Source organism: Arenibacter arenosicollis, assembly GCF_014397245.1.
GTDB lineage: Bacteria > Bacteroidota > Bacteroidia > Flavobacteriales > Flavobacteriaceae > Arenibacter > Arenibacter arenosicollis.
This window is the reverse complement of the sequence record NZ_JACLHY010000029.1, coordinates 33,731-45,822: the sequence shown is the minus strand read 5'-3', so window position 1 is coordinate 45,822 and position 12,092 is coordinate 33,731. Positions and strand designations below refer to the sequence as shown.

Genomic DNA, 12,092 nt, shown 5'->3' with positions numbered 1-12,092 from the left:
TAAATTGCAAACGTTTATTCTGCATCCCACCATACTCTAGTAGTCAGCTCATCTGGTCCTTGAGCTGCAATTGCGGCTGCATAATTTTCAGGATTGTTACTTTGTTCACTTTCAGAATAGGTAAGTCTCCTAGGAATAGTACCACCCGTAACATTCCCTGGATAGTTTACAGGAACCAAGGTTGGAAAACCTGTTCTTCTCCAGTTAGAGAATGCTTCGTATTCATTTAAAAAGGTTGCTGCCCAATATTGAGTGTTAATTTGCTCAATAGCATTGGCTGAATCGAAGGGATTCGCCACTAAATAAGCATCGATATCGGCATCGGCAATAACAGCATCCTGTCCATAAATTTCCAACATCTTCATCGCTGCCCTTACCCCCGCGTTGTAATGTGGTTCAGGGTCTCCTCCTGCCAAATTCCATCTTACTGCGGCCTCTGCCAACATAAATTCTACCTCTGCATAGGTCTGAAAGAACATTGGGGCTTCAAAAAAGGTAATTATATCACTAGGTTCGGCATAAAGCGTTGTATTCTCCTCTCCCGTAGCGGCCAGTAACAATTCTGAATCCAATCCATTAGGCAAACCTTTCAAATCTGCTGGTGCAGTACTACCGTCACTCCTTCTAGAAGCAAGTATAGGCAGTCTTGGATCACCCTGTAAAAAGTTTACAAATGTATCGCTCAAACGTTGGTTCCCATCCGCATCAAAAGCCTCACTATTACCATTACGGTTATTTACATCATGCTGAAGATAAAAAATGTCATCGTTAGATTCCATAACTCCTCCTGCAATTGCCTTTGTAACCCATTCTTGGGAAGCTGCGGCGTCTCTCTTTATCAAACGAAACCCTAATCTCAACATAAGGGAATTTGCTAACTTTTTCCACTTGGCCTGGTCACCTTGATAAATAAGGTCCGCTGCACCAAATTCAGAGGTACCAGTTCCCAAAGCCGCTGCAGATTCCTCCAATTCCTTTAACATATCAGCATAGATTTCACTTTGAGCATCATATTTAGGAGTTAAAATGCCAGAAATAAAAGCTTTACCCGCCTCACTGTAAGGTATATCACCATACAAATCGGTAAGCCTCGAATAAACGAAAACCCTCATTATTCTGGTAATAGCCTTCATTTCAGCAGGAGCTTCTTCCTCCTCCAACTGAACCAACATGTCTTCCAACGATTTTACTACATTTCCATAGTACCTATCGATCAATGAAGATGCATACCCTTTGTTCCAGGTATATTTGTCTCCGGACCAATATCCTGCAGTAACCGCCAGATGTTGCATCATGGTAGACTGATAAATAAGGTTGGCGCGCCAGTTGTCATATCGTTCACTGGACATAAATTTTTGTGCCGCAGTTAGTTTAGTGGAAAGGCTAACCTGTACCGGCTTGGTAGGGTTAACGTTGAGTTCCTCGAAACCTTTATCGCATGCACCGAACAAGAATGCAATTAATAATATATAAATCGAATTTTTCATAGTTATATTTTTAAAACTTAACATTTACATTTAATCCAAAACTTCTTGAAGAAGGAACACCAAAATATTCCAAACCTTGCGAATTACCCACATTGTAAGCACTTTCCGGATCTATGTTATCTACACTTCTTTTTAAATAAAACAAATTGGAAGCAATGACAGAAATATTTACATTGGTCAAGAAAATATTCTCCAATGACTTTTGGGGCAAACTATATCCAAGACTTAATTGCCTAAATTTTATGTAATCGGAATCTTCTACAAATTCTTCCGCGATATCGTTTATTTCCCCGTAATAATTCTGCAAAAATTCAGGAGCAACGGTTGTGGTAAAAGGCTGATTGGTATCTGCGTTGATTCCAGAAACCGTTAAACCATTTTCTCTTCCTGCCAAGGTAGCTTTATGAAGACCATTTCCGTAAACTGTAGTATTGGTACCAGAAAAAATCTGTCCACCAAATTTTCCATCGATTAAGAAATTAAGGTTAAAGTTTTTATAAGAAAAACTATTGTTGAAACCTAATGTCAAAGGTGGTACTCCTTCACCCAAAATTTTTCTTTCCCCTTCGACAGCCACAGGGACTCCATCTCCATTTATAGTATATTTAATTACACCATTTTCATCCCTATCATAGGATACACCAACTATGGTACCATAAGCCTCACCTACGATGTGGGTGATTCTAACATTTCTAGTACGGGGCTCATCTAAATTAACATCCGCATTGGCTTCATTGGTAGCCAATACTTTTCCTTGGTTGTAAGCTCCGTTGATACTTGTGGTCCAATTGAAATTTTGAGATCTAATAGGACTTCCAGATAACAAGATTTCAATACCCTTGTTCTCTACCTTTCCTATATTGGCCTTTGCACCGCCATATCCAGAAAATACAGAAGTAGACACATCCACAATATCCTTGGTGGTCTCATTTTCGTAATAGGCCATATCCAAAGACAACCTGTTATTAAAGAACCTTGCATCCACCCCAATTTCCGCTTCTGTTTTACTGAAGGGCACTAAGTTGGAATTTGGTACAGTCCCTCCATTTACACGTCCTGTAGGCTGACCCAAAAATCCTTGTCCAAAAATTTCATACGTAAGCGCCAAGGCATAAGCATCCTGAGCTCCACCCGCCACTTCGGAATATCCACCTCTTAATTTCAAGAAGCTTATTGGTTCTGGCATATCAAAGGCATCAGACAATATTAAACTAGCATTGACAGATGGATAAAAATCGTTGTTAGGAGTTGTTTTTCCCGGGAATGAAAGGGTAGAAAACCAGTCGTTCCTACCAGTGAACGTAACATAGGCCCATCGGTCATATGAAAATTCCACTGAACCGTATACGGAACCAATTTTTCTTTCACTATAACTACGGCCTCTGGATTGATTGGCCGTATTGGCAATATCCTCAAGACCAGGCACAATAAAATCGCTACCGCCCAAATTTAATTGCTCCTGTTTTATATGATTGCTGTTAATTCCCACAAAGGCGGAGGTTGCAAATTTATCCGTAATATCCCTTTCAGCTCCCAAGATCAAATCCGCATCAATTTGAGAATATCGAATTTCAGTTTCATTAATTCCACCTAAAGGCTTATATGCAGTACCATAAGGTTCAACGGAAGTCCTTTTAATGGTGGAATGATCTATACCTGTACGTCCTGATAAATATAACCAATCGGTAATATCATATCTCAGGGAGGTTGAAGCAATTATCCTGTTTTTAGTATCCTCGTTCCTGAAATTATAAGCGGCAAAATATGGATTTTGGGAAAACGTATTATTGGAATACTGTCTTTCTGTACCATCAGGATTGGCGCCAGGATTCATAAATCTAACGTCTACATTAGGCGATAAATTGGCAACCGTAAAGTTCCCGTTACCTGGTGCATCGGATAAACGTGGTCTATTCTGAACATCTTCCTTAATGTATTTTACATTCACCTGTGAAGATATTTTGTCACCTAAAATAGTACTAGAATTCAAAGAGAAAGTTTTTCTGTTCAATCCGGCATTAGGCATTACATCTTCATTTGAAAGATCTGAGGCGGAAAATCTATAATTCATTTTCTCCGACCCACTCGTAAGTGCTACAGTATTAATAAAGGTAGTACCTGTTCTATAAAAATTATCCAAATTGCTACCCACATAGGAATATGGTCTTTCTACACCATCCCATTGTACGACAGGAGACCCGTCCAATTTAGCACCCCATGAACTGGTACCAAGATCCAAAGCCTCTGCCTGATTTACCGGCTTTCTTCCTCTGGTTCCTTGACCGTATTCCGTTTGAAAATCCTGAAGCGAGGAATCAACGGTATCAAAGGTTACAGAACTGCTGAGCTCTACACCGAAACCTTCTTGACCTTTACCCGATTTAGTGGTAACTATTATAACACCACCTGCAGCTCTAGAGCCGTAAAGTGCGGAGGCCGCACCACCCTTAAGAACACTTACAGACTGTATGTCATCAGGATTTATACTGGAAATTCCATCACCCCCATCTGATCCGCCCCATAGACCTGCAGAACCGTTATTTTCATTTCCTATTGGAATTCCATCTACAATATAAAGCGGTTGGTTGTCTCCCGATAAGGAGCTTGCCCCCCGGATAATAACCCTACTGGAACCAGCTGCACCAGTGGCATTTTGAGTAATGTTAACCCCCGCAACCTTACCTTGTAAGGAATTGATGGCATTGGTCTGTTTGATGTTTGAAAGTTCTTCGCCACCTACTTCCGTAAGGGAGTATCCCAAGGCTTTGGTTTCTTTTCTAATACCCAAAGCAGTGACGACAACTTCACCTAATTGCTCAGCATCTTCCTCCAAACTTACATTAATCACCGATTGTCCATTAATGGCAATCTCTCTGGTTGTGAAACCAAGTGACGAAAAAGTTAAAGAACCATTATTATTGGAAACTTTAATGGAATAATTACCGTCAAAATCGGTCGATGTTCCGTTGATAGTTCCCTTTTCCACAACATTTACACCCGGCAGTGGAGTACCTAAATCATCGGTGACCGTTCCGGTAACTGTTATGTCCTGAGCCGTAATTCCCTGCATGCAGAAAATAGCCATAAACATTAAATAGTAATGAATTTTTTTAATCATACTAGAAATTTTAAGTTAGTTTAAATTAGAGTTAATTAATAGGGAGTTATCCTAATGTTAAATAATTACTAAATTCCTCAATTTAACGACCAGATGAGAAATTAATTCGACCAATAACGGCTAATTTATGCCAAATGACGTTGAATCCAAAGGAAACGTTAATTTTTTTGGACAAAAATAGTATCTTTATTGGTGAAAAAAGTATCATAAATTAGGGTATAAAAAAATCCCGATCAGCACAAAGACTATCGGGATATAATTCGAGGATTATAATTTTACAAATTCATTATTTTATCTTTATCACAAATGCCTCTTTACTTAACAATTTAGCCTCCGCATCTTTGGGAAGTTGAATTGCCATTCCATTGCTTTTTTTGTTCCATTTTAATTTCTTTCCAGTCCCCAAAAGCTGTGCCCTGGCACCTCTGGATGGAACATAGTCCGGAAACACAATTTCCGATGGCAACACAGTTTGACCTTTTTCCACTAAATAGGTTAGATACACAGTACCATCCGGCTTGGCCGTAACACATACATTATCAAACTTAAAAGGAGCCATGGACCGAGTTCCATAAATAGCCTCCTTGTTGACGGACATCCAATCCCCAATTTCATTTAACAATTTGTATGCGCCCGCATCCCATTCGCCCTCTGGGCTTGGTGCTATATTCAACAACAAGTTTCCTCCCTTGGCCACTATATCCACCAAGGTATGGATGGCCTCACGACCGGACATATATTTGGCATCAAAAGAATAGGACCAACCGCCTCCGGCAATGATACAGGATTCCCAAGGATAAGGAAGTGGCTTTTCTGGCACCCTATTCTCTGGAGTTAGGTAATTTTGGTTTTTTCCATGAACGGCACGGTCCACCACTATTAAGCCTGGTTGTTTTTCCCTGGCCTTAACCACCAATTCATCCATCTTAATATCCTGATTGATGATACGATGCTTTAAATAGCCATTGTCATTGTTTACCAGCTGTTGCTCATACCAATTGGTTATTTCCGATTTTGGGGTTTTGGCTACCCAACCGCCATCGAGCCACAATATATCCACTTTACCATAATCCGTTAGTAACTCCAAAATTTGATTGTGTGTAAAATCTATATATTTCTGCCATTTTTCCGGATTGGCCTCAGGCTCGTAATTTACATTTCTATCCCGAGGTGGATAATAGGGATCCCAATAGGTAGGGGTGTTCCAATCGGGCTTTGAAAAATAGGCTCCAGCCCATAATCCCTGCCCTCTAAAAGAATTGAATATTTCCTTGGTGATATTCGCCTTGGGATTTGTGGAAAATGGCGTTTTCGGGTCCGTAATTTTATAGTCCGTGTATTTGGAATCGAACATGGAAAATCCATCATGATGTTTGGTTGTAAATACAACGTATTTCATGCCTGCATTTTTTGCTGCCTTGGCCCATTTGTCAGGATCAAATTTCACGGGATTAAAGGTCTTCTGCAAACCTTCATATTCCTTTTTGTAAGTATTATAATCACTGGGGTTAGACCCCTTGGTGCGCTCACACCAGCCATACTCTTCAGGACAAAGCGACCATGATTCCACAATTCCCCATTGACTGTAAGTTCCCCAATGCATCAGTAGTCCAAATTTCATGTCCTGCCATTGTTCCAGCTTTTCAAGTACTAAGGGATCTGTTTCAGGAACATACCTTTCATCTTCATAGATTGCCTGGGCATTCATACCCTGAAAAACCAAGGTTGTAGCGAAAGCCAACAGTAAATATTTGTTTTTAATTATATTCATACGGTTCTGGATTAATTAATTATAATTTCATCTGCAAAAAGCCAGGAAGGCAGACCTGCTGCGTGATGCCAATAGGGTGTTTTTGTGTTTAAAGCCTTCACTTTTATATAGCGGGACCTTTTCTGATCAAAATCCAACTTAAAAAATTGGATGTCGTTCACCTTACTTTCTTTGGATAAGGGCAATGGATTATTAATGGTTCCTAAATTGAAGTAATGCTCATTATCCAAAGACCCCAAATAGACAACTTTGGATGGAAAAAATACAATATGATTGGTAACCTGCAAAAAGGCCAAGGAAATTGTACTTATGTTCATTGGTTCTCCCAAATCCACAACTACTTCCATATCATTACCCTCATATCCCAACCAATTGGCATAAAAACTGCTTCCGCCAAGTGCTCCATCCGTTAGTACCATAGGATCCTCCTTGGCATATTTCTTTGGTTGGGTGTTTGTGACAACAGCTTTACCCATGGCCTTGTTTGGCATTCTAGCTACTTCAAGAGCTGACATATAATTTGCAAGATATTCAGTTACCGTAAAGCCCATTTCGTTCATCAATACCACATTATTCTTCGCACAGGTTGCCGTAAAATTGTCCAATAAGGTGGTTACCAAAGGGTTTATACTCTTTTTACCATCAGCTGTGGGAATCAAAAGTCTGTAGTCATCCGTTAATCTCTTTCTACATGCTTCCAATACTGCATAATCTACACCTAAGCGCGCCATTTTTACCCGAGCAACTATTTCAGGTTTATTTGCAACCGCTTTTTCGGCCTCATTAAACAATTGAGAATAATCGTCCAACAGCTCAGGACTCAAATAGGATGTAAATGCCTCAGATGGATCACCGTATAGGAACAAGAAAAAATCCTTATCCTCCTTTATTTTTGCATGAATTTTAGTGATGTAATTCTTTACAAATGGTCCCGCTTCTTCATAATACCCATTTGTGAAATCGGTCAATAGGACATCTATGTCTTGATCAGGATTCCAAAGGAGTTGGGCGGTAATATAGGATCTAAGTTCAAAAAGTTCACTAGGATTGTTACTGTGCTGTTCAAATACCCATTTGGCATTGTTATCCCTAAACAATTTAATATTTGGCTTTAGGGTTTGGATATTGGGAAAAGGAGCCAAAAAGTTGGTGAACTGTGTAGTATAATCCCAAATCCTTATGTTGTTTGTCAACCTGCCCCATCCCTTTAAATCGTTTGCAAAATCGGTGCATTTTTCAGAAATAGGCGCACTTCTATCACACTCTATAGAACAAAGTGTAATCAATACGTTATCCAAAGGTTTCGACTTACATGGCTTCCGGGTATATTGATAGGCCAAAGTAGAAATCATCTTGTCCGGGAATGTAGCTGCCACCTCGTTTACAAACCTTATCATGGTCCCGGATGGACTTCCTTCTTCTTTATCTATTTTGCTGCAATTGTCGCACTGGCAATGTTGCTGATTATCATCCTGACTCACCGACAACACCCTAGCCTTGGGATATTGTTGAAACAAGGAAGCAACAGAATCCTTTACTATTGCCAAGACATCAGGATTGGTTAGACACAATTGGGTAGGCAATCGTTGATCACCCCTCAATGCATAATATTCCGGATTTGATTCATAAAATTGTTCCTCAGGCAGAAATTTATGGAAGGTATGCACCCTGGCACTGGGCACATAATTGGGAAACGATTCATGCGTCACCTTTTGCTTATCTGCAAAATCGGTATTATCATAAAATAATTTTGAATGCACCGTTCTAGTGGTAATGGATGGGGTATACTCAAAATCTATCCCTGGAAGGTCAATTGTTTTGGATGATGGAATTTTCTCTGAGCCGGGAGCATACCATCTACAACCCAAGTAGCGCTCCAAGAATTCGTAAACTGCATATTTTGTTGCCTTATCCGAACCTCCTGAAATTAATAGGTTATTACTTTTGGTCCTTATTGATATACCATGTGCCTCAAGATCCTTTTCGTAATCGATGCCTAGATAAATCTTTTTCTTTTCTACATGTTGGGAAGTTTCATTAACTACATCCAATTTTGCACCACTTATTTCATAAAGATAACTTTGTAGTACCTCCGCGGATTTATTTAGACTTTCAGTACCTCTTCCCATAAGTACTATTTCATAGTCCGACTTGCCCTCGTGAATCAGTTCTATCCCATCCATATTACAGGATGAAATGACCAAAAACATAAGTAAGAGACCTAGAAATCCGAATTTTGACTTTACTATTTTCATTCTCAATTTGATTTAGATCTAATTGTTCAATTTAAACTCCAAGAATTTACAGTTCACCAATTCTTCATGAGTTATAAAGTAACCTTTGTGGGGTTTTCCCTGAATACTGATATTCTCTATGAACTGATTTTCTTTAGTAATATTGGAACTTATTATCAGTTTTTCCTGCTGGTAATAATCGGTATCCAAATGAATGGTTATTTTATTGAATTTTGGTGTTGTTATCGTGTATAAAGGATTCGCTGGACTAATTGGATATATTCCCATCATAGAAAACACTGCCCAAGCGGACATGGTACCCGTATCATCGTTTCCTGGGAGTCCGGCTGGGGCATTCTTGTAATATTTGTTTAGCAAATTCGAAACCATTTTTTGAGTTCGCTTTTCTTCCCCTTTTACATAATTGAACAAATACGGATAAGCTATATCAGGTTCATTGGCCATATCGTATTGACCCTTGTCAAAAACATCCTGAAGACGACTGGCAAAAGCCTTTGTCCCTCCCATAAGTCTTATAAGACCTTTGGTATCGTGAGTAACCATAAAGGAATACTGCCAAGCATTGCCTTCAATAAAGCCCAAATTCTTCTCAAAATTAGCTCCTGATTCTGGATTGTATGGCGTTAACCAACTACCATCATCATTTTTGGGTCTTAGCAAATTAAATTCCTTATCAAAGAGGTTTCTGTAAGAAACCGATCTTTTGGAGAAGCGATTAAAATCCTCCTTTTTGCCTAAGGCTTTGGCTAATTGGGCAATTGCATAATCCGAAATATTGTATTCCTGAGTGGTAGATACCGAACCGCTATTGGTTGTTTTTGTGGTGAGATATCCTTTTTCCAAATAATCCTTAAGTCCTGGACGCAGGGGGTTACCATCTATTTGATCCGCACTTTTAATCATCGCCGAATACGCCTTTTCCACATCAAAATCCCTAATACCCTTCAAATAAGTATCGGCAATTACGATTCCCGCCGGATCTCCGACCATAGTGGTGGTTTCTGTGGCATTTAGTTCCCATTTTGGCAACCAGCCACTCTCATCATAGATCTGGAGCATACTTTTCACCATATCGGATTGCTGGCGAGGATAAACCAAGCTCATTAGTTGGTGCAAATTCCGATACGTATCCCAGAGTGAAAAAACAGTATAGCGGGTATCTTTCGTTTTTAAGGTTTCCCTAGTTTTCATTTTGGGATAGTCTCCATTAAAATCGTTAAGGGTACTAGGGTGTATTAGGGTATGGTACAAGGCCGTATAAAACTTGATCTTGTCCTCTTCTTCACCGCCCTCAACCTCAATTTTAGATAGATATTTGTTCCAGTTTTCTTTGGTTTCCGCCCAGATTTGGTCGAAACTGTGTGTTGATGTTTCCTTTTCCAAATTTTCACGGGCGTTGTCAATGCTCACATAAGAAACTCCTACTTTCATTTCTACAACGGTAGGCTCCCTAAATTTGTAGCGCATATAGCTTCCTATACTATCCCCGACCACTTCTTTTGTATAGCCAGGCATAATACGCGTTTTTCCATTGTAGCCCATCCATTGCGCCTCTGCCCCATTGTAGGTAGTAGGTTTTTTCCAAACTCCAAACTCATCGGCTGGCTGGGAAAATTGTACTACAAAATATACGGGATAAGCTTCCTCCGGTTTGTAATAACAAAATGAACCTACGCTACGCACACCTTCAATTTCCGTTGGAGAAACAACCCTTACGGAAGCACCTTGTTCATTGGTCAAACCTAAGCCCAGGTTGATCAAGATATTTGCATCCCCTTTTGGAAAGATATATTTGCTAACCCCTACCCTAGTAGTTGCCGTGGCCTCCACCTTTATATTATAGTTATCCAGCGTATTGGAGTAATACCCAACTTTTGAAACCTCATTGGAATATGTTGTTCCATATTTAAAGTGCTCAACTTCCAAATCACCTGTGGTGGGCATGGCCAAAATTACTCCCAACTCTGGGCAGCCTACACCGCTTAAATTAACGTGACTAAATCCTGTCAGGAAAGTGTTTTCCTGTACATATGGGGTGGACAACCATCGACTGTCCTTCTCCAAAGGCAAATTTTTGGGTCCAGCCACGTTAAAAGGGGACACACTGACCATTCCCCTAACGGCAATCGGCCCTGGATTGGTAGTTCCAAAATTAGAGGTCCCAATAAACGGATTCACATATTCTACGGGTTGTTTTTGGGCAAAAGCTCCTAGGGAAAAGACTGCCAGTAATAATAGAATTGTATGTTTTAAGCTCATAGTTGTTCTTTACTATTTATGTTTGTAATGCGTGCGCTTCAATCTTAAATTTACACACCCCCAGCCCCTCTCAAGAGGGGAGTTTTATGTGCTCTACTGATAAAGTTTATCCTCTCAATAAAACATATTTATTACAATTATTTTCAAAGAAATAATGAATCAAGAAATAAATCTCCTCTTCCCAAATTCTACTCCGTATGAAATACTATTCATATTTTAATATCCGTTTCCGTTCCCCTCTCGAGAGAGACTGCCACACTTTTTCGGCAGAGGGACTAGGTGTTTTTATGCTTTTTCTTCATAATCCTGGATATATGCTTCAATTACCCTCAACACATTGTCCATATCCCTCAATATTTGGTCATCAGTAAAACGTAGAATCCCAACACCCAAGTTATTCATCTTCTCCTCTTTTATTAAATCCTTATTATAAACTTCGACTATACCGTGTGAATAACCGTCAACTTCAATACCCAACATAAGTTCCTGACAAAAGAAATCTAATATATAGTTGTTTATAGGTTTCTGACGATGAAAATCGTAACCATACATTTGTTTCGATTTCAACTTTAACCATAGTATTATTTCTGCTTTCGTACTATTGTTTCGCAAATCGCGAGCTAATTCTTTCAATTTAGGGTTATAAGGAATGATTTTTCTTTTTTTCATTGTTTATCTTTTTACACACCCCCAGCCCCTCTCAAGAGTGGAGTTCTCTTTGCCCTTATGATAAAGTTTATCCTCACAACAAAACATCCATCTTACAATTATTTCTCAAAAAAATATTGAATCGACAAATAAATCTCTACTTCAACAATACTACTCCTATTTGAATACGATTCACATTTTTATAATCGTTAAAATTCCCCTATCAAGAAGGGAGTTTCTGTACCCTTATCTATAAATTTATGCGCTCAACCAAACATATTTCTTACAATTATTTCTCAAAGAAATATTGAATCGACAAATAAATCTCTACTTCAACAATACTACTCCTATTTGAATACGATTCACATTTTTATAATCGTTAAAATTCCCCTATCAAGAAGGGAGTTTCTGTACCCTTATCTATAAATTTATGCGCTCAACCAAACATATTTCTTACAATTATTCTTAAAGAAATATTGAATCAAAAAATAAATCTCTATTTCACAAATTCGACTCCTATTTGAATACGATTCACATTTTTATAACCGTTAAAA

6 protein-coding genes are annotated in these 12,092 nt (G+C 39.0%); all 6 read right to left on the bottom strand.

Annotated elements, in window-relative coordinates:
- Positions 1-14: 14 nt before the first annotated feature.
- On the bottom strand, positions 15-1,487 hold the full coding sequence (locus tag H4O18_RS19590; RefSeq protein ID WP_187587816.1) for a SusD/RagB family nutrient-binding outer membrane lipoprotein: 1,473 nt from the start codon (positions 1,485-1,487) through the stop codon (positions 15-17).
- 10 nt (positions 1,488-1,497) lie between these two features.
- Entirely contained in the window at positions 1,498-4,605 is a 3,108-nt protein-coding gene (locus tag H4O18_RS19585; RefSeq protein WP_187587814.1) for a SusC/RagA family TonB-linked outer membrane protein, read from the bottom strand.
- Positions 4,606-4,891: 286 nt separating this feature from the next.
- On the bottom strand, positions 4,892-6,376 hold the full coding sequence (locus tag H4O18_RS19580) for an alpha-L-fucosidase (RefSeq protein WP_187587812.1): 1,485 nt from the start codon (positions 6,374-6,376) through the stop codon (positions 4,892-4,894).
- Positions 6,377-6,387: 11 nt separating this feature from the next.
- A complete protein-coding gene (locus H4O18_RS19575; RefSeq protein ID WP_187587810.1) occupies positions 6,388-8,631 on the bottom strand; it encodes a DUF4838 domain-containing protein in 2,244 nt (747 codons plus the stop codon).
- Positions 8,632-8,649: 18 nt separating this feature from the next.
- Positions 8,650-10,890 carry a GH92 family glycosyl hydrolase gene (locus H4O18_RS19570; protein WP_187587808.1) on the bottom strand — a complete coding sequence of 747 codons (2,241 nt, stop codon included), beginning with the start codon at positions 10,888-10,890 and terminating at the stop codon, positions 8,650-8,652.
- A 285-nt stretch (positions 10,891-11,175) separates the two neighbouring features.
- On the bottom strand, positions 11,176-11,559 hold the full coding sequence (locus tag H4O18_RS19565) for an endonuclease domain-containing protein (protein ID WP_187587806.1): 384 nt from the start codon (positions 11,557-11,559) through the stop codon (positions 11,176-11,178).
- Positions 11,560-12,092 lie beyond the last annotated feature (533 nt).

Coding starts and splice junctions, on each gene's coding strand:
- H4O18_RS19580 (WP_187587812.1), bottom strand. CDS start 6,376: ATGAATATAATTAAAAACAAATATTTACTGTTGGCTTTCGCTACAACC.
- H4O18_RS19575 (WP_187587810.1), bottom strand. CDS start 8,631: ATGAAAATAGTAAAGTCAAAATTCGGATTTCTAGGTCTCTTACTTATG.
- H4O18_RS19565 (WP_187587806.1), bottom strand. CDS start 11,559: ATGAAAAAAAGAAAAATCATTCCTTATAACCCTAAATTGAAAGAATTA.
- H4O18_RS19585 (WP_187587814.1), bottom strand. CDS start 4,605: ATGATTAAAAAAATTCATTACTATTTAATGTTTATGGCTATTTTCTGC.
- H4O18_RS19570 (WP_187587808.1), bottom strand. CDS start 10,890: ATGAGCTTAAAACATACAATTCTATTATTACTGGCAGTCTTTTCCCTA.
- H4O18_RS19590 (WP_187587816.1), bottom strand. CDS start 1,487: ATGAAAAATTCGATTTATATATTATTAATTGCATTCTTGTTCGGTGCA.